The 19,344-nt window shown below is 72.1% G+C and carries 13 protein-coding genes and 1 tRNA gene; 9 read left to right on the top strand and 5 right to left on the bottom strand.

All coding sequences use genetic code 11. The features are described 5' to 3' along the window. Window positions 1–309: 309 nt before the first annotated feature. Entirely contained in the window at window positions 310–1,050 is a 741-nt protein-coding gene (locus AB0P06_RS12245; protein ID WP_363607111.1) for a Tellurium resistance, read from the top strand. Window positions 1,051–1,103: 53 nt separating this feature from the next. Here AB0P06_RS12245 and AB0P06_RS12240 read toward each other — a convergent pair whose 3' ends face one another. Continuing rightward, entirely contained in the window at window positions 1,104–2,219 is a 1,116-nt protein-coding gene (locus AB0P06_RS12240) for a TerD family protein (RefSeq protein WP_363607110.1), read from the bottom strand. A gap of 363 nt (window positions 2,220–2,582) precedes the next feature. Between AB0P06_RS12240 and AB0P06_RS12235 the strand changes: the two genes are divergently transcribed. From AB0P06_RS12235 to AB0P06_RS12225, 3 genes are all read left to right on the top strand, one after another. Then, a complete protein-coding gene (locus tag AB0P06_RS12235; protein ID WP_363607109.1) occupies window positions 2,583–3,899 on the top strand; it encodes an HpcH/HpaI aldolase/citrate lyase family protein in 1,317 nt (438 codons plus the stop codon). 130 nt (window positions 3,900–4,029) lie between these two features. Continuing rightward, window positions 4,030–6,540 carry a phosphoribosyltransferase gene (locus tag AB0P06_RS12230; RefSeq protein ID WP_363607108.1) on the top strand — a complete coding sequence of 837 codons (2,511 nt, stop codon included), beginning with the start codon at window positions 4,030–4,032 and terminating at the stop codon, window positions 6,538–6,540. 5 nt (window positions 6,541–6,545) lie between these two features. Next, window positions 6,546–7,391, top strand: coding sequence for an HAD family hydrolase (locus AB0P06_RS12225; RefSeq protein WP_363607106.1), 846 nt, complete (start codon window positions 6,546–6,548; stop codon window positions 7,389–7,391). A 67-nt stretch (window positions 7,392–7,458) separates the two neighbouring features. Here AB0P06_RS12225 and AB0P06_RS12220 read toward each other — a convergent pair whose 3' ends face one another. Next, the gene (locus tag AB0P06_RS12220) at window positions 7,459–7,680 is read right to left on the bottom strand and encodes a zinc ribbon domain-containing protein (RefSeq protein WP_363607104.1); all 222 of its coding nucleotides are present in this window, start codon (window positions 7,678–7,680) and stop codon (window positions 7,459–7,461) included. Window positions 7,681–7,787: 107 nt separating this feature from the next. Further along, window positions 7,788–9,149, bottom strand: a complete 1,362-nt coding sequence (locus tag AB0P06_RS12215) for a hypothetical protein (RefSeq protein WP_363607247.1) — start codon at window positions 9,147–9,149, stop codon at window positions 7,788–7,790. Window positions 9,150–9,315: 166 nt separating this feature from the next. Here AB0P06_RS12215 and AB0P06_RS12210 point away from each other — a divergent pair. Continuing rightward, window positions 9,316–9,390: transfer RNA gene (locus AB0P06_RS12210), tRNA-Val, on the top strand. A gap of 123 nt (window positions 9,391–9,513) precedes the next feature. On the opposite strand, the gene AB0P06_RS12205 is transcribed toward AB0P06_RS12210, so the two are convergent. Continuing rightward, window positions 9,514–10,455 carry a nuclease-related domain-containing protein gene (locus AB0P06_RS12205; protein WP_363607103.1) on the bottom strand — a complete coding sequence of 314 codons (942 nt, stop codon included), beginning with the start codon at window positions 10,453–10,455 and terminating at the stop codon, window positions 9,514–9,516. Window positions 10,456–12,097: 1,642 nt separating this feature from the next. On the opposite strand from AB0P06_RS12205, the gene AB0P06_RS12200 reads away from it, so the two are divergent. Both AB0P06_RS12200 and AB0P06_RS12195 read left to right on the top strand, forming a co-directional pair. Further along, window positions 12,098–12,799 (top strand): VIT family protein, encoded by a 702-nt coding sequence (locus AB0P06_RS12200; RefSeq protein WP_363607102.1) that lies wholly within the window; start codon window positions 12,098–12,100, stop codon window positions 12,797–12,799. 80 nt (window positions 12,800–12,879) lie between these two features. Further along, a complete protein-coding gene (locus AB0P06_RS12195) occupies window positions 12,880–15,417 on the top strand; it encodes an AAA family ATPase (RefSeq protein ID WP_363607101.1) in 2,538 nt (845 codons plus the stop codon). A gap of 72 nt (window positions 15,418–15,489) precedes the next feature. On the opposite strand, the gene AB0P06_RS12190 is transcribed toward AB0P06_RS12195, so the two are convergent. Then, on the bottom strand, window positions 15,490–16,401 hold the full coding sequence (locus tag AB0P06_RS12190; protein WP_363607100.1) for a metallophosphoesterase: 912 nt from the start codon (window positions 16,399–16,401) through the stop codon (window positions 15,490–15,492). A 393-nt stretch (window positions 16,402–16,794) separates the two neighbouring features. On the opposite strand from AB0P06_RS12190, the gene AB0P06_RS12185 reads away from it, so the two are divergent. After that, a complete protein-coding gene (locus tag AB0P06_RS12185) occupies window positions 16,795–17,712 on the top strand; it encodes a serine protease (RefSeq protein WP_363607099.1) in 918 nt (305 codons plus the stop codon). 124 nt (window positions 17,713–17,836) lie between these two features. Continuing rightward, the gene (locus tag AB0P06_RS12180) at window positions 17,837–19,336 is read left to right on the top strand and encodes a S28 family serine protease (protein WP_363607097.1); all 1,500 of its coding nucleotides are present in this window, start codon (window positions 17,837–17,839) and stop codon (window positions 19,334–19,336) included. Window positions 19,337–19,344: the final 8 nt, after the last annotated feature.

Here is a 19,344-nt window from a genome sequence, read left to right as displayed (position 1 = left end):
GGCGGTCAGGTTCGTGAAGAGGAACCGCGCCTGACGGTGCGTCGTCGCCGTCGGGCGAGCCCGCCGCGCCGGGGCGGGAGCGGACGGGACACCTGTGCGGCTAGACGATATCGCGTCCGAAGGGGCGGCATGTTACGGGAGGGGGGCTTGGCCCCGCCAATCGACCCGCCGGTGGCTCGAGATGGCCGCCCCGACGGCATCCCGGGAACGTGGATGGGTAGGGGAGTCGGGGTACCCGGCGGCCGGGCTGATGCCCGATCATGGAGCGGCGGACCGTCAGATCGACTGGCGGACCTTGGGAGGACGGGAATGGCCTCGATCTGGGAGTACCTGCGCGGGGAGCGGAACACTTTCGACCCGGGCGGGCAGCACAAGATCACGCTCACCAAGTCGACCCCGCACCACGCGATCACCGGGGCCGCCGCCACTACCGGCTACCTGTACGTCAATCTGCACTGGACCACGCGGATAGCGGCTTCGGGGCCGAGCGCCAGGGACATGGTCAAGCGCTGGTTCAGCCCGCGCATCCTCAGCCCGATGGAGCCGGACTCCCAGGCGGGCGGGCAGGTCAACGTCGACCTCGACCTGGCCTGCATGTACGAACTGGCCGACGGCAGCCGGGGAGTGGTGCAGCCGCTCGGTGGCTTCTTCGGGGACCTGCAGCACCCGCCGTACATCAAGCTCAGCGGCGACGACCAGTACGGGGCGCCGTCCGGCGAGACGATGTACGTCAACCTGGAGAAGAAGGACCAGTTCAAGCGGCTGCTCATCTTCGTCTACATCTACGACGGCACGCCCGCCTTCGAACAGGCCAACGCGGTCGTGACGATCGTGCCGCAGACCGGGCCGCGGATCGAGATCAAGCTGGAGGAGCGAGCGGCGGCCGCGCGGTCCTGTGCGGTGGTGCTGATCGAGAACGTCGGGGACAACCAGCTGACGGTGCGTCGCGAGGTGCGTTACGTGAACGGCTTCCAGGCGGACATCGACCGGCTGTACGGCTTCGGGATGCAGTGGCAGCGCGGCTACAAGGGCGGGGCGGGAGCGGAGTAGCGGCGGGCGGGAACGGGAGCCCCTGTCCGGCCGGACAGGGGTTTCGACAGACCCTAACGGGGCTGGAACTGCGGGCCCTGCGGCGGCAGCGCGAACTCCTCCCCGGCGGCCGGGGGCCGGGCGGGCGAGGGCTGCTGCGGTGGCTGGTGCTGGGGCGGCTGGGGCTGTGCGGTGCTGTTCGGCGGGTAGCCGTAGCCGTCGGCCTGCTGCTGCGGTGGGTAGCCGTAGCCGGGCGAGGAATGCTGCTGGGAGGTCTGCGGGGGCTGCTGGGGGTACCCGTAGCCGCCGCGCTGGTGCTGCGGCTGCTGCTGGGGCGACTGCTGGGGGTAGCCGTACCCGGGCTGTTGCGTCGGGGGCGCCGGAGGGACGGGCGGGGTGCTCGGCGGCACGGTGGGCGGCGCCAGCGGCGGTGGGGGAGGGGGGACCGGTGCGGCGGTGACCGGTGCGACGGTGGGCGGCTGCGGCACCGGCGGCGTCAGGGTGTAGGTGCCGGGCTCGGCCCGCGAGGCCGGGTGCGGGTCCGGCAGGACACCGCGCGGGTCCGGGGCCGGGTCGGTGGTGGTGCGGGCGGTGGCGGCGTGCGCGGTCGGGTCGGCGGCCGTGCCCTGGGCGTCGCCCGCCTCGTCGTCGACGGTGATGCCGAAGTCGGTGGCCAGCCCGATCAGCCCGGAGGCGTAGCCCTGGCCGACCGCCCGGAACTTCCAGGCCCCGGCCCTGCGGTAGAGCTCGCCCGCGACCAGCGCGGTGACATCGTCGGCCTCGGGCATCGGGAACTCGGCGAGCGCGGGCGCGCCCTCGCCGGTGGCGGCGTCGAAGAGCAGCACGCGCAGCCCCGCCACCGCGCGGAACGAGCCGCCCTCGGAGGAGCCGGCCAGCACCACCCGGTCCACCTCGGCCGGCAGCTTGCCGAGCTCGACCTCCACGGTGTCGGTGATCTCGGCGCCCCCGCCGGTCTGCTGCTTCGGCAGGTGGCGCACCAGGCCGGAGGGGTGGCGCGGCTGGTTGTAGAAGACGAAGTCGGCATCGGAACGGACCCTGCCGTCGGGGCCCAGCAGCAGCGCGGACGCGTCCACGTCCGGTGCGCCGGACGTGGCGCTCCAGCGCAGCACGGCGCGGACCGCGGCCACCGGCAGTGCGATGTTGGCGCCCTTGGCCATCACGTGCGTCATAGCCGACCATCCTGCCTGTTCGCCACCCCTTCGGACAACGTGACCGAAGGAGGCGGAATGGTAGGGGACTTTGCCAACGCTTGCGCTTTGTGAAGTGGAGGGTAACCTTCCGAGAATTCGATGTTTCGGAACCGTATTCGACCGGAAGCCGTCCGTACGATGGGCGGCGGGAAGCCCCCCGGGGGGTTCGGCGGGGGGTAATCAGCAGCGCGTGCCCGGGAACCACCGCGCCCGGTGGGCCGGTTAACCATGGTGTTGCCCCGCACCCGGAACGGGGCCCGACGGCCCGCACTCCGACCCCCGCACCCGAACACCTCGCTCCCCCGCCCGGACCGGCGGTCGCACACCCCTGAGGAGAGCACCATGCGCCATTTCGGCCACCTCGCCGACGACGTACGCGGCCGGCTCTTCCTCGAACAGCCCCGGTCCTTCTCCGCAGGGAGCGGGGCGGCCGTGCTCGCCACCGCCCTCGGCGCGACCCTCTACAGCCCCGCCACCAGGCCCACGCTGCGCTCCGACATCCGCAGGCAGGCCGCCCGGGGCGTGGTCTCGATGGTGCTCTGCCTGGAGGACGCGATCGCCGACCACGAGGTGACCGCCGCCGAGGCCAATCTGGTCGCGCAGCTCGGCGAGCTCCTCGGAGAGGTGTCCGGAGAGGCCTCCGGAAAGGCGTCCGGGGAACTCCCCGGAGGGGGCTCGGGGGAGCTCTCGGGCGGGTTCTCCGAAAAGGGTGCGGGCGGGGGCGAGGGGGCGGTTTTCGGGGGAGATTCCGGGGAGGTCTCCACGGATTGCACACATGACCTCCCGTTGCTCTTCATCAGAGTTCGCACGGCCTCCCAGATCACCGACCTCGCCGATCGACTCGGCCCGGCCGTCGGGCTGCTCACCGGGTTCGTCCTGCCGAAGTTCACCGAGGAGAGCGGCGGCGACTTCCTGGAGGCGCTGACCGCCGCCGAGACCGCCACCGGCCGGCGGCTGTTCGCCATGCCCGTCCTGGAGTCACCCGAGCTGGCCCACCTGGAGACCCGCCGCGAGCAGCTGTTCGGCATCGCCCGCCTGCTCGACAAGTACCGCGAGCGCGTCCTCGCCGTCCGCCTCGGCGTCACCGACCTGTGCTCCGCGTACGGGCTGCGCCGCTCGCCGGACCTCACCGCGTACGACGTCTCGCTGGTCGCGGCGGTGATCGGGGACGTGGTGAACGTGCTCGGCCGGGCCGACGGCACCGGGTTCACCGTCACCGGGCCGGTCTGGGAGTACTTCCCGGTCCAGGAGCGGATGTTCAAGCCGCAGCTGCGCCGCACCCCGTTCGCCGAGGCCGAGCCCTCCGGGGAGGCCGTGCGCCAGCGGATCATCGAGCACGACCTGGACGGGCTGATCCGCGAGATCGAACTCGACCGGGCCAACGGCCTGCTGGGCAAGACCTGCATCCACCCCAGCCACGTCCCCGCCGTGCACGCGCTCTCGGTGGTCACGCACGAGGAGTACTGCGACGCGCGGGACATCCTCGACCAGGAGCGCGGCGGGGGCGGGGTGCTGCGCTCGGCGTACACCAACAAGATGAACGAGGCCAAGCCGCACCGGGCCTGGGCGGAGCGGGTGTTGCTGCGGGCCGAGGTGTTCGGGGTGGCCCGGGAGGACGTCAGCTTCGCCGAACTGCTCTCGGCCTGCCTCTGTGGCTGAGGCCGTGGCCAGGTCGGGGGCATCTGGCCGGGCCCGTGGCCCGGCTGAGGCCGGGCGCTGATCGGCGGCGGGGGCCGGCCGGTATCCAAGGACAATCGCACCACCGAAAGCACCGAAAGCAGGGCCAGTAGTGACAGCACAGCACGTGTGGACCGGACGTTGGGTCGCCGACCGGGTCGGCGTCGGCCTGACCGGCTCCGACCGGCTCCCCGAACTGGTCGGCCTGGCCCTGCGGGAGAACAGGAAACGCGCCCACCTGCTGGTCTCCACCGTGCTCGGCAAGCACGTCCCGCAGCGGCCCTCCGTGGTCCACGGCGCCGGCCTGGACCTCGGCCGCCGGGTGCGCGAACTGCTGGGCGGGGAGACGGCCGCGCGCGCCGTCGTCCTCGGCTACGCCGAGACCGCCACCGGCCTCGGCCACAGTGTCGCCGACGGCCTGGACGCCCCGTACCTGCACTCCACCCGTCGCCCGGTGGCGGGCGTGGAGCCGGTCGGCGGCTTCGAGGAGGAGCACTCGCACGCCACCTCCCACCTGCTGCTGCCCGCAGACCCCCGGCTGCTCGCCGGGAACGGCCCGCTGGTCCTCGTCGACGACGAGTTCTCGACCGGCAACACCGTGCTCAACACCATCCGCGAACTGCACGCCCGCCACCCGCGCGAGCACTACGTCGTCGTCGCGCTGGTCGACCTGCGCGGCGAGGCCGACCAGCGGCGGCTCGCCGAAACCGCCGCCGAACTCGGCACCCGGATCGACCTGGTGGCCGCCGCCGGCGGAGGCGTCGACCTGCCCGCCGACATCCTGACGCGCGCCGAGCGGCTGATCGCCGAGGTCGGTCCGGCCCCCGCGCCGCCCCCGGCCACGCCCGCCCCGCTCGTCCGGATCGCCCTCGACTGGCCCGCCGGTCTGCCGGACGGCGGCCGGCACGGCTTCACCACCGCGCACCGCGCCCACCTGGACGCCGTGCTGCCGAGGCTGGCCGGGCAGCTGGCCGACGGGCTCGACGGGTTCGACGGGCTCGACAATGGCCGGGAGAACGGCCGGGTGCTCGTGCTCGGCTTCGAGGAGCTGATGTACGCCCCGCTGCGACTGGCCGGCGCGCTCGCGGACCGGCTCGGTGAGGAGCGGGTCCGCTACTCCACCACCACCCGCTCGCCCGTCCTCGCGGTGGACGACCCCGGCTACGCCATCCGCACCCGGCTGGCCTTCCCGGCCCACGACGACCCGCGCGACGACTCCCCGCGCGAGCGCTTCGCCTACAACGTCGCCCCCGGCGCCGACCCCGCCCGCCGGTTCGACGCGATCGTGCTGGTGGTGGACGACGTCGCCGACACGCCCGCCCTGTACGAGGGCGAGCGGGCGCTGCTGACCCAGCTGCGGCAGGTCACCGACCGGGTGGTGCTCGCCGTGCTGCCGTCCCACCGGCCGGGCGGTCCCGGGGCCACGGACCCCGGGCCGGTGGGCCGGGCCGTCGACCCGGCGCTGCCGCGTCCGCTGTACGGCCCCGCGTTCTCGTCCTACCGCCCCGACGAGGTGGCCTGGCTGCTCAAGGACCTCTCCGACGTCCCGCTGGAGGCCCCCACCGAGGAGCGCGAGGAGGCCGTGCAGAACGGCGGCGCGCACTACGCCGAGTCACTGCCGGTCGAGTACCAGCCCAGCCCCGAGTACCAGGAGCTGTTCCACCAGGCCCTGCGGGTCTCCGCCCGGCGGATCGCGCTCGCCGTCGGCACCGTCGCCGAGACCCTGCTGCGCGAGCGCGGCCGCGGCCTGGTACTCGCCTCGCTGGCCCGGGCCGGCACGCCCGTCGGCATCCTGATCCGCCGCTGGTACGCCTTCGCGCACGGTCTGGACACCCCGCACTACGCCGTCTCGATCATTCGCGGCCGGGGCATCGACCCCGTCGCCGTGCGCTACCTGGACGCCCACCACCACGCCCCCGACGTGGTGTTCCTCGACGGCTGGACCGGCAAGGGCGCGATCACCCGCGAACTCGCCGACGCCCTCGCCGGCACCGCGTTCAACCCCGGCCTGGCCGTCCTCGCCGACCCCGGCCGCTGCGTGCGCACCTACGGCACCCGGGACGACTTCCTCATCCCCTCCGCCTGCCTCAACTCGACCGTCTCCGGCCTGGTTTCGCGCACCGTGCTGCGCGGTGACCTCATCGGCCCCGACGACTTCCACGGAGCCAAGCACTACACCGAGCTGGCCGGCGGCGACGTCTCCGGGGCCTTCCTCGACACCGTCGCCGACCACTTCGCCGACGTCCGGGCGGAGGCCGTCGCGGCCGCGGACCTCCTGGTCGCCGAGGGCCGCCTCGGCACGGGGGACCGCGACCCCGACTGGGCCGGCTGGGCCGCCGTCGAGCGGATCAGCGCCGAGTACGGCATCGACAACGTCAACCTGGTCAAGCCGGGCGTCGGCGAGACCACCCGGGTCATGCTGCGCCGTGTCCCCTGGCGGGTCCTGGCCCGCCGCGGCAGCGGAGCCGACCTGGACCACGTCCGCCTGCTCGCCGCGCAGCGCGGCGTCCCGGTGGAGGAGGTCGACGATCTGCCGTACTCCTGCGTCGGCCTCATCCACCCCCGTTACAGTCGTGGAGCGACCGGTGCCGCCGGCACAGCCGTTCTGGTGAAGGAGTCCTGAGCCCGATGAGCCGTTTCCTGGTCGCCAGCGACCTCGACCGCACCCTGATCTACTCCAACCGCGCCCTCGCCCTGGACGTGCCCGACCGGCTCGCCCCGCGACTGCTCTCGGTGGAGGTGCACGACGGCAAGGCGCTCTCGTTCATGACCGAGCAGGCCGCCGAGCTGCTGGCCGAACTCGCCCGGGAGGCCGTCCTCGTCCCCGCCACCACCCGGACCAGGACGCAGTACGAACGCGTCAACCTGCCCGGCCCGACGCCAGGTTGGGTGCCGGCCTACGCGATCTGCAGCAACGGCGGCCAGCTGATCGTCGACGGCGTACCGGACGAGGACTGGCGCGCCGAGGTGGCCGGCCGGCTGGCCACCGCGTCGGTGCCGCTCGCCGAGGTCGTCGAGCACCTGGCGCTCTGCGCGGACCCGGAGTGGACGCACAAGCGCCGGGTCGCCGACGAGCTCTTCGCCTACCTGGTCGTCGAGCGCGCCGAGCTGCCGGCCGGCTGGCTCGACGAACTCACCGGCTGGTGCGCCGAACGCGGCTGGACGGTCTCGCTCCAGGGCCGCAAGGTGTACGCCGTCCCGGCGCCGCTGAGCAAGAGCGCGGCGCTCGCGGAGGTCGAGCGGCGGCTCGGTGGGGCGGTCGTGCTGGCGGCCGGCGACTCGCTGCTCGACGCGGACCTGCTGCTCGCCGCCGACGCCGCCTGGCGCCCCGGGCACGGCGAGCTCGCCGACAGCGGCTGGACGGCCCCCGGCGTCACCGCGCTCGACCAGGTCGGGGTGGCCGCCGGGGAGGAGATCGTCCGTCAGTTCCTGGGCCGGGTGCGGGGCGAGGTCGAGGCGGTGGCGGTCGGGTAGGCGGGGCCGGCTGTTCGGTGCCGGCTGTTCGGTGCCGGATGCTCGTGGCTGGGGGTGCCCGGCGTGGCTAGCCGCAGCAGCCGCCGCCGCAGCAGCCGCCCCCGCCACCGGACGGCGCCTGCTGTGGGGCGCCGCCGGAGGCCGCGCCGGTGACGGCGACGGTCGACAGCAGTTTCACGGTGTCCTCGTGTCCCTGCGGGCAGACCGCCGGGTCGTTGGCCTGCGCCATCGCGCGGCGGAGTTCGAAGGTGGCGCCGCAGGAGCGGCAGCGGAAGTCGTAGCGTGGCATACCGGCAGCGTACCCAGCCCGCCGTCGGATGAGCCGTCCGAGGGGCGCGGATCCCGGCACGGCTCTCCGGCAGCCCCTCCGACGTCTTCTACGGTTCTCCGGTCGGGCTACCGCTGGCTGCCCAGGTCGCCCCGGATCAGCTCCACCACCCGCGCCGCCGACTCCCGCACCGCCGCGAGCTCGGTCAGGAAGTGCCAGTAGTCGGGGTGCCGCCCGGCCGCCTCCAGCGTGGCCACCGCCCGGTCCAGCCGCCCCACCGCGGCGTCCAGTGGACCGGCGTGCCGGGGGTCCGGAGCCTGCCGGCCCGCCATCGCGAGCCGCTGGGCGTCGCGGAGGGCGAACCTGGTCCGCTCGATCTCGCGGTTCGGGTCGTGCTGCACCTCGTTCAGCTGCCGCAGCCGCTCGTTGACGGCGACCACCGAGCCGTCCGCCGTGTCCAGCAGGGCGCGCACCGTACCGATCGCGCCCGTCGCGTCCGCCCAGCGCTGCTCATCGCGCGCCCGCGCCGCCTCCGCGAGCTTCTGCTCGGCCGCGCGCCCCGTCTCCGCCACCTGGTCCGGCACCCGCTGGAGGTCCTGCCAGCACGCCGTGCTGAACCGCCGGCGCAACTCGCTCAGCGCCGGCTCGACCGTGGCCGCCTTGGTCTCCAGCGCCTGGATCCGGGTCCGCAGACTGGCCACCCGCCGGTCGATCTCCCGTGCCCGCTCCGGCAACTGCCCCGCGTCCGCCGCGATCGCGTCCGCGCGCTCCTGCACGTTCTCGGCGCGCTGCAGCGTCGCCGCCACCCCGTGCCGGGCCGCGCCCTCGTTCAGCCGCCCCAGCTCCGGCGCCAGCTCCGCCAGCCGCGTCGCCAGATCGTCCGCCCGCAGCCCGGCCCCGCGCACCGCCTCCAGCGCGCTGGTCGCGGCGAGCAGTGAACGCTTCGCCTGCTCCACCGCCGGGGTCACCCGCATCAGCTGCGACTCGGCGTGCTGCAGCACCGGCTGCAGCCGCTCCAGGAAGGCGTTCAGCTCCGCCTGCGCCGAGCCCAGCTGCCCCTTCACGTCCTCCAGCTGGTGCCGCGCCCGGGCCGCCGCACCCGCCTCCAGCTCCTCCGCGTCCAGATCGTGCGCGTCCAGCGCCGCCAGGTAGTTCACGGTCACCTGGTCGATCCGGCCGGAGATCGCCTCGAAGTCCGCCGTCGCCCGTCGCGCCGTCGCACCGTCCTCCGCCGCGCGCACCGTCTCCACCGCCAGCCGCACGTCGCGCTGCGTCGAGTCCAGCTCGTAGAAAGCCTGTTGCGCCGCGTCCCGGGCCGCCTTGGCGTCCGCCCGCATGCTCTCGCCGCCGCGCCGCCCCCACCAGCCGCCGCCGGCCCCGAACGACGCCGCCCCGGCAGCCCCCAGCGCACCCGCGACCACCAACGGCAGCACCAGCGCCTCGACCGCCGCACTCCCCAGCCGCCGCCCTCGCCCGCTCCCGTCGGCCACTCTCACTGCGCGCTCCCTGCTCCGACCGCTGATCCGCCACCCATTCTTCCCGATCACCCCGCCCCACCGGCACCCCACCCGTCCCACTCCCCGACCACCTGCACGACACCACCCCCCGGACCAGGTACTCTAGGCAGTCGTCGTGCCCCCACCAGGCCGCGACAGGGGGCGCGTAGCTCAGTGGTAGAGCGCTGCTCTTACAAAGCAGATGTCGGCGGTTCGAAACCGTCCGCGCCCACCAGTCCTTGGGGCCAGTTCAAGAGGAATGATCCTCCCGAACTGGCCCTCTGCCGTTCCCGGGCGGCCTCGCACGTTCGGACGGACGGCGACCGGTTGCTGATCAACGCACCGCAGGTGAGCTGAGCTAACGGGACTTCCTGCCGCGCTTACCCACCTGGCCCCAGACGTAGCGGTGACGGGCCACGGCGAAGATTCGCTCCACTCGGTCGGGCGTCAGCGCCGCCGGCCGGGCGGGCAGGACCGAGGCGATCCGCTCGCCGTCTATGACGGTCACTGCGGATGCGGCGCCGTTGGTGATCCTACGGGCGCCCACCACGGCGATGACCGGGTGAACCGGCACGTCGAAGCCGCACCACTCGCCGAGCAGGGCAGCGGTCCGGGCCGCTTCGAACTCGGAGTTCTCCAGGTACGGGAAGCCGTTGCGGTTGACTCTCACGACCTTGTCGCCCACCCACACGGTCGCCCCGGCATGGTGTTTCGAGTTGACCGTGAAGACGCCCGGCGGGCCGATCACCACGTGGTCGATGTCCGATCCGGACGGCAGCGGGATCCCGTGCAGGACCTTCCAGCCCGCCGCTCTCAGCGAATCCAGGCGGGCGCCGACGATCTGCTCACCCTCAAGCCCCCGCAGAGTGCTCGCGTCGCCGAGGCGCTGCCGAGTCATCCTGGCGGCCAGGCGGACCAGCACGTTGTACCTCGCCTCACCTTGACGCACCAGGCTCTCCAGGCCGGCACCGGGTACGTTGCGCGCGAGGTCGTCCTCCTCTCGCAGGGGCGGCAGGAACGGCACACTCGTGCTCGGTCGCGGTACAGGGGGCTTCGCCGCTGGACGGGCCGTGTTCCCACGACTTCGCCGTACGGTGCGAGGAGGGATGGTACGCCCGGAGGACTGGCACCACTCCTCGATCTTGGCGAGGGCAGCAGCCTCGGACTCCGGGTCGTCGATCGTCACCACCCCGGTCAGACAGTCGAGCCACGCGACCGACGCGCTGCGGACACCGGGCTTGTTCACGTACAGCCGCTCCTTGCCCGGCACCCGCCACAGCTTGACCGCCAGTTCCCCCATCCCGCCCCCTCCAGCGCGTCCAACCTGACACGAGATCAGCATGCCCAGGCGCCCGCGGACAAGAACGCGACGAGCCAAGCAGCCGAGCCGGTCCGGCCAATGAGGGCGAAGGGGCGAGAGAGGAGAGAGAAGCGATGAAGCGTGAGAACCTTCTCTGCAGGTTCAGGTCTTACTTCGCTCACGGCGCCGGCCCGGCGCTCTCCTGTCTGCGTCCCGCTCTCGGCGGCTGGCAGTGCCGGGCGGAGGGGTAGGAGGTGGCCGCTGAGCAGGGTCGGGCACCGGGTCTGAAACCATGGGGAACTGCCCAAGCCCCGGCTCTCCTTGGAGGGAACCGGGGCCGGCGCACGGGTGCACCGTCGTTGTGGTGATCGTGGTGGGTCGCGGGACGGTCCCCTCCTCGACCGGACACCAAGAGGGCACCCGGAACCCCAGGGGTCGCGAAGGCCAAGCGCAAACGTCACGGACATGCGCCTTGGTCGCGAAGGCCAAGCGCAAACGTCACGGACATGCGCCTTGGTGGCCCATGGAGAACCCAGGGGTGGCGAAGCTGCCCGATCGACGATCGAACCACCCCGCTCAGCGGGGAGTACGTCGACGGCGCGAATCGCAGTAAATCTACAACATTCGATCATGTGAGGATGTAAACGAGACTGGAAACCGGCCAAAACCACTCCACCGCGCTCACGAGAGCGGGCCTTGGGGTGGGGCGCTTGACGCAGGTTGACCGAAAGGATAGTCACTATAAGGAAAGTCCCTGCGCTCGCGGGGATGGCCCCGAGGTGACCCAGGCTCTTGTGGGCGTTCTTTTGGTCGGCCCTGCGCTCGCGGGGGACTTGGCGCATGGTGGAGAAAAGTTCTCTTGTCTCCACCATGCGCCAAGTTGAGCGACCTGCAACTGTGTTGGTTCGGGCCTGTTAATGAGGTCACCCACGCTCAGCGTGGGCGTTCCACTTATTGAAGATAAATTGTGTGAAAACTTTCCCGGTGTTGCCTGTGGCTTACGGTTCAGGTAAAACTGCGCTACGGTTGCCGACAGTGAATACGCCAAAGGACGCCCCCTCCTGCCCTGAGAAGCGTATGGGGGCGCCCTTTCGCAATTAGGAGGATTAATGGATCTCCCAACTGCTATTGCCCATCATGTCGAGGGCAATGCTCCTCCAATCCTGGCACGACTCGGAGGTCGCTACAAGTACAAGAGGCTGGCAGTCCTGTTGGCGGTGACGGTAGTAGCCGGCGCGATCACCGTTGGTGCTGGAGTCAGGGCCTCCGAGACGAGGCATGGACGGAAGTATTCTCGGCCCGCCCCTCGGCATGCGCGGGGTCGGGCCACAATTCGTTAGGGAGACCTTACGGACCTGCCGCCGGTAGTTCGCATCAAGAGGCGCGACCGTGCCACAACCGTGCAGGATCGAGCGGTGCGTGACGGTCAATCACGGTGCCCGATGGCGTCGAGCCAGGTGAGCGAGCAGTGTGGGCCATTCCGATGGGGGAGCCCTGGGCCGTTTGGTCCAGGGCTCTCTGACGTTCTTGGGGGGATGCAGGGCCGCGGGTGAACGGGGTGTCGCGGGCGGGTGGTGGAGGTGCGGGGGGTGGTGGGGTGGGTGATCATCGGGTGGGGGAGGTGGTCGAGGGAGTGGCGCCGATGGGTGAGCAGGAGGCGAGTCGGGCGGAGCTGTCCGCGCGGCTCAACTGGCTGCGGGCGGCGGTGCTCGGGGCGAACGACGGGGTGGTCTCCACGGCGGGCATCGTGACGGGTGTCGCGGGTGCGGCGGAGTCGCGGACGGCGTTGCTGGCGGCGGGTGTGGCGGGGCTGCTGGCGGGGGCGATGTCGATGGCGGCCGGGGAGTACGTCTCGGTCAGCACCCAACGGGACACCGAGCAGGCCGCGTTGGCGCAGGAGCGGCGCGAGCTGGCGGAGGACCCGCAGGGCGAGCTGGACGAGCTGACCGACTTCTTCCGCGGCGCCGGCCTGGCGGACGGCCTGGCCAGGGAGGTGGCCGTGGCGCTCACCGAGCGGGACGCGCTGGCCGCGCACGCGCACACCGAGCTGGGCATCGATCCGAAGGCGCTCACCAACCCCTGGCAGGCGGCGGTCGCCAGTGCCGCCGCGTTCACCCTCGGCGCGCTGGTGCCGCTGCTCGCGGTGCTGCTGCCGCCGGATTCCCTGCGGCTGGTGGTGACGGTGGCGGCCGTCCTGGTGGCGCTGACGCTGTCGGGCTGGGTGAGCGCCCGCCTCGGTGGGGCCGGGCCCGGGCGGGCGGTGCTGCGGAACATCGTGGGCGGCGTGCTGGCGATGGTGGTCACGTACAGCGGCGGTGTGCTGCTCGACCACTTCACCGGGTAACCGGGCGGGTTGTCCCGACAGGCGGGGGCTCGCCGCCTGTGTTTGTGTGGGGCCAAACCGCTTGGGAGAGGTGATCCACCGTGACGATGCCCCCGTTCGGATCGAACGATCCGTTCTCCGATCTGCTCAGCCGGTTCTTCGGAATGAGCCCGATGGCGTCCCCGCCCGCCGTGCAACGGGTGCCGATCGGCCGGCTGCTGAGCGAGTCCTCACAGGAACTGCTGGCGCTGGCCGCGCAGCGTGCGGTGGAGGACGGTGGTAGCGACCTCGACACCGCGCACCTGGCCTGGGCCGCCACCCGGGTGGACCCGTCGCGCCGGATGCTGGAGCGGGCCGGGATCGACCCGGACCGGCTCGCGGGCGACCTGGCCAAGGCGCTGCCCTCCGGGGACACGACGGCCGCGCCGGAAGGGCGGCCCTCGCTGACCCCGGCCGCCAAGCGCGCGCTGCTGGCCGCGCACGCCCGTTCGCAGGCGGCCGGTGCCTCCTACATCGGGCCGGAGCACATTCTCGGCGCGCTGCTGGGAGAGGAGCGCTCGGGCGCCGGTGCGGCCCTGCGCAACGCCGCGCCCTCGCAGGAGGCGCTGCGCACGGTCCTGGACGGGCGTGGCGTGGGCGGTGAGCGCAGCAGCACGGGCGCGCACCCCAGCCAGACGCCCACCCTGGACGAGTACGGCCGTGATCTGACCGAGGAGGCCCGTGCCGGCCGGCTGGACCCGGTGGTCGGGCGGGCCGAGGAGATCGAGCAGACCGTCGAGATCCTCTCCCGCCGGACCAAGAACAACCCGGTGCTGATCGGTGAGCCGGGCGTCGGCAAGACCGCGATCGTCGAGGGCCTGGCGCAGCGGATCGTCTCCGGGGACGTGCCGCAGAACCTCGAGGAGAAGCGGGTGGTCGCCCTGGACCTGACCGCGCTGGTGGCCGGCTCCAAGTACCGCGGCGAGTTCGAGGAACGGCTGAAGGCCGTGATCGACGAGGTCACGGAGGCCGAGAAGAGCGTGATCCTCTTCCTGGACGAGCTGCACACGGTGGTCGGCGCGGGCGCCGGCGGCGAGGGTTCGATGGACGCCGGCAACATCCTCAAACCGGCCCTGGCCCGGGGCGAGTTGAGCGTGGTCGGCGCCACCACCCTGGACGAGTACCGCAAGCACGTGGAGAAGGACGCCGCGCTGGAGCGCCGCTTCCAGCCGGTGCTGGTGCCCGAGCCGAGTGTCGAGGAGACGATCGAGATCCTGCACGGGCTGCGCGACGCGTACGAGGCGCACCACCAGGTGCGGTTCACCGACGAGGCGCTGGACGCGGCCGCCGCCCTCTCCGACCGGTACGTCAGCGACCGCTTCCTGCCCGACAAGGCCATCGACCTGCTCGACCAGGCCGGCGCCCGGGTCCGGCTGCGCAGCCTGAGCGGCGCGACGGAGGCGGCGCCGGTGCAGGACCGGATCACCAAGCTCCGGCGGGAGCTGGAGGAGGCCATCGCGGACGAGGAGTTCGTGCGGGCCGCCAACCTCAAGACCGAGCTGCGCCAGACCGAGGACGAGCTGGCCGCGATGGCGGAGTCGCGCGAGGAGGTCGTCGAGGTCACCGCGGACGACATCGCGCAGGTGCTCTCCCGGCGGACCGGCATCCCGGTCGCCGAGCTGAACGCCACCGAGCGGGAGCGGCTGCTGAAGCTTGAGGAGCACCTGCACCAGAAGGTGATCGGCCAGGACCAGGCGGTGACCGCGGTCTCCCAGGCGGTCCGGCGCGGCCGGGCCGGGATGGGCGACCCGGAGCGGCCGACCGGCAGCTTCCTCTTCCTCGGGCCGACCGGTGTGGGCAAGACCGAGCTGGCGAAGGCACTGGCCGAGCTGCTGTTCGGCGACCCGGACCGGATGGTCCGTTTCGACATGAGCGAGTTCCAGGAGAAGCACACCGTCTCCCGGCTGGTCGGCTCCCCGCCCGGGTACGTCGGCTACGAGGAGGCGGGGCAGCTCACCGAGGCGGTCCGCCGCAAGCCGTACTGCGTGCTGCTCTTCGACGAGGTGGAGAAGGCCCACCCGGACGTCTTCAACCTGCTGCTCCAGGTGCTGGACGACGGACGGCTGACGGACGCCCAGGGGCGTACGGTCGACTTCCGCAACACCGTGGTCATCATGACCAGCAACATCGGCTCGCAGCGGATCCTCGACCACTCGGGCAACGTCGACGAGATCAGGGACGAGCTGATGCGCGACCTGCGCTCGCAGTTCCGCCCGGAGTTCCTCAACCGGATCGACGAGGTGATCGTCTTCCATGCGCTCACCCGGAAGGACCTGCTCTCCGTGGTCGACCTGCTGCTGGAGCGCAGCCGGCGCCGGCTGAAGGCGCAGGACGTGCGGCTGGAGGTCACCGAGCAGGCCAAGGAGTGGCTGGTGAACCGGGGTTACCAGCCGGAGTTCGGGGCGCGGCCGCTGCGCCGGACCATCCAGTCGGAGCTGGACAACCGGGTCTCCAACCTGCTGCTGGAGGGCACCGTGCAGGAGGGCGACACGCTGATCGCCGAGGTGAGCGACGGCGAGCTGGTGGTCACGCTGGCCCGGCCGGAGGCCTCGGCGACCTTCGAGGAGGCGGAGGCCAAGGCGCAGGCCGGGCCGGAGTGACCCACACCTGATTCCGCGCCCGCCGCGCCCGCCGCGCCCGCCGCGCCCGCACCGGGCGCGGCGGGAAGCGGCTCAGTCGGCCTCGGGGAACACCTGGCGCAGCAGCGGGTCCGGCAGACCGCGGCGGCGCCACTCCCGCGGGTAGCCGAGCGACACCTCCTCGAAGCGGACGCCGTCGTAGCTGGTCACCCGCGGGATGTGCAGATGGCCGTAGATCATCGCGGCGGTGTTGAAGCGGCGGTGCCAGTCGGCCGTCAGCTCGGTGCCGCACCACTGGGCGAACTCCGGGTACCAGAGGATCTCGGTGGGGTGGCGGACCAGCGGGTAGTGGTTGACCAGCACCAGCGGCAGCTCCGGATCGCAGGCCGCCAGCCGCTGCTCGGTGAGCCGGACGCGCTCGCGGCACCAGGAGTCGCGGTCGGGGAACGGGTCGGGGTGGAGCATCCGCTCGTCCGCGCAGACCACACCGCTGGTGTAGGCGGCCTCCAGGGACTCCTCCTTGGTGGTCGTGCCGGGCGCGCGGAAGGAGTAGTCGTACAGCAGGAACAGGGGGGCGACGGTGACCGGCCCGCCGGCGCCCCGCCAGACCGGGTACGGGTCCTCGGGGGTCACCACGCCCAGGCCGCGGCAGAGTTCCACCAGGTGCTCGTAGCGGGCCACACCGCGCAGCTGCACCGGGTCGTCGGGGTGGGTCCACAGTTCGTGGTTGCCGGGGGCCCACACCACGCGGGCGAAGCGTTCGGCGAGCAGGCCCAGGGTCCACTCGATCGAGGTGGTGAGCTCGGCGACATCGCCGGCGACGATCAGCCAGTCGTCGGGGGAGGAGGGTTGCAGCTTCTCCACCAGGTCGTGGTTCTCCTGGTAGGAGACGTGCAGATCGCTCACGGCGAGCAGGCGGCCGGCGCCGGCCGCGCCCTGCCGCGCTCCTCCCGTCGGCTCCGACTGTGCGTCACTTCGGTACTCGGTCGTCACTCCAGCCCCCATACGGTCACCCGGCCGATCCCGCCACAGTACGGTGGCCGACCGGCTTTGCGTGGCAGGTTGGCTGGATCAGTCGTTCGATCGGCTTGACCGGTTCGACGTCTCTTCGGCGCTTCTTCAGCCGTTCTCCAGTGACCGTCGCGCGAGCGGGCCGGGGCGGTGCGGCGGGTGCGCGGGGTGGGCCACCGGTGCGGCGCAGCGCGGTCACCGGCCTGAGGTAGGACTCGATCGCCTTTGCTGGAGCGGAAGTTGACGGACGGGACGGCTGGCGGGGGCGGGCGTGCGCGGCGCCGGTCGGACCCCGCCCTTCCCCTGGCCTCGGCGTTGTGGCGGGACTCTTGACAACACGTCATGTCCGCGCCAGCTTTGGTGCACCCCCACAACGAGAGGTCTCTCATGAAGAAGCCGCTCACTGGCATACTCACCGCACTCCTGTTCGCCGGGGCCACCGCCCTCGCCGGAGCGCCCCCCGCCGCCGCGAGCGCCCCGGCCCCGGTCGGCGCCACGGCCGCCACCGTCACCGAAGCCGCGGTCGAGGCCGTGGCCGTGGCCGCGCAGGGGCAGCAGGCGCAGGCCGCCGCCGCCGTCAACTTCGCCGGGACGGTGGCGCTCAGCAACTGTTCCGGTTCCCTGGTCCGGCTGCCCGGCTCGGCCGCGAACGACCCGGCGCTCGTCCTGTCCAACGGCCACTGCCTGGAGTCCGGTATGCCCGGCCCCGGCCAGGTCGTCGTGAACAAGGCCTCCAGCCGCACCTTCTCGCTGCTCAGCTCCACCGGCGGCAGCCTCGCCACGCTCCGCGCGACCAAGGTGGTCTACGGCACCATGACCGACACCGATGTGTCGATCTACCAGCTGAACACCACCTATGCGTCGATCCAGTCGCAGTACGGGATCGCCCCGCTGACCATCTCCGCCGGCCACCCCGCGCAGGGCGCCTCGATCAAGGTCGTCTCCGGGTACTGGAAGAAGATCTACTCCTGCTCGATCGACGGCTTCGCCTACCGGTTGAAGGAGGGCGGCTGGACCTTCAAGGACTCGGTCCGTTACACCTCCAGCTGCAACACCATCGGCGGCACCTCCGGCTCGCCCGTGGTCGACGCCGGCACCGGCCAGGTCGTGGCCGTCAACAACACGGGCAACGAGGACGGTCAGTACTGCACCGTCAACAACCCGTGCGAGGTGGACCAGAACGGTTCGGTGACGGTCCGGCAGGGAATCAACTACGCCCAGCAGACCTACGGCATCCCGGCCTGCTTCGCGTCCGGCAACCGCCTCGACCTCACCCTCCCCGGCTGCACCCTGCCGCGCCCCTGACCAGGACTCCCTTCCCGATGGGCCATCCGCTACCGGCGGATGGCCCATTCGGCCGTCTACCGGACGGCCATCGCTCGACCTGCCGAAGAGTGACGAACAGTTCCGTTGACCCAATGGAGAGTTGATGTCCACCACGCTCAGAAGGCTGCTGGTCGCCGTTCTGCTGATACCCCTGCTCGCCCTCGGTCTGGCGTCGCCCGCGCTCGCGCGGAGCACGGGAGCCCCGGACGTCCCCGCCGTGGACGCCCCCGCGGCGGACGCCGTCGGCTCGGCCACCGCCGACAACCCCTCCGCCGACATCAAGGACCGCCTGGCGGCGATCCCCGGGATGACCGTCACGGAGGAGAAGCCCACCACCACCGGCCACCGCTACTTCCTGCTCACCTACACCCAGCCGATCGACCACTTCCGGCCCTGGCTGGGCACCTTCCAGCAGCGGCTCAGCGTGCTGCACCGCGGTGACGACCGCCCGACCGTCTTCTACACCAACGGGTACACCCTCGGGACCAACCCCTCGCGCACCGAGCCGACCCGGCTGACCGACGGCAACCAGGTCTCCATCGAGTACCGCTACTTCACGCCGTCCCGCCCGGAGCCCGCCGACTGGACCAAGGCCGGGATCCGGCAGGCCGCGGCCGACTCGCACCGGATCATCACCGCGCTGAAGCGGATCTACCACCGCGACTGGCTCTCCACCGGGGCCAGCAAGGGCGGCATGTCCTCCGTCTACCACCGCCGCTTCTACCCGGACGACGTGACGGCCACGATCGCGTACGTCGCCCCGAACGACGTCGACAACCGCGAGGACTCCGCCTACTCCGCGTTCTTCCGCAACGTCGGGACCCCGGAGTGCCGCGCCGCGCTCAACGCCGCCCAGCGCGAACTCCTGGTCCGCCGCGACCGGCTGGAGGCCCGCTACGTGGCCGACAACGCCGCCGCCGGCTCCACCTTCACCACCGTCGGCAGCGCCGACCGGGCCTACGAGGCGGGCGTGCTCGACGTCGTCTGGGCGTTCTGGCAGTACAGCACCGAGGCGGACTGCGCGACCGTCCCGGCGGCGGCCACCGCGACCGACGACCAGCTGTACGCCTGGTTCGACGCCCAGTCCGGCATCACCGGCAACAGCGACCAGTCGCTCGCCAAGTACACCGCGTACTACTACCAGGCGGGCACCGAGCTGGGCTCGCCCGGCTTCGACGTCCCGCACCTCAAGGGCGTGCAGCACTACGACTTCAAGGAGCTGTACTCGCCGCGCAGTTACGTGCCGAAGAACATCCCGATGCGCTTCGACCCGTCCGCGATGTCTGACATCGACCGCTGGGTGAAGCGCTCCGCCGAGCGGATCATCTTCGTCTACGGGCAGAACGACCCGTGGGGCGCCGAGCCGTTCCACCTCGGCCGGGGCAGCGAGGACAGTTACGTCTACACCGTGCCCGGCGGCAACCACGGCTCCAACATCGGCAAGCTGACGGCCGACGACTCGGCGGCGGCCACCGCCAAGGTGCTGGAGTGGGCCGGGCTGGCCGACCCGGCCACCGCCCGCTCCCTCGCCCAGAGCCACCGGATCCCGCCGTTCGGTGAGCTGGACGCGGAGGGTCTGAAGCTGGAGCGTCACCGCCCGTAGCGGGACGG

This window comes from Kitasatospora sp. NPDC088351 (assembly GCF_040685575.1).
Taxonomy (GTDB): domain Bacteria; phylum Actinomycetota; class Actinomycetes; order Streptomycetales; family Streptomycetaceae; genus Kitasatospora.
This window is presented reverse-complemented; position numbering and strand designations above follow the sequence as displayed.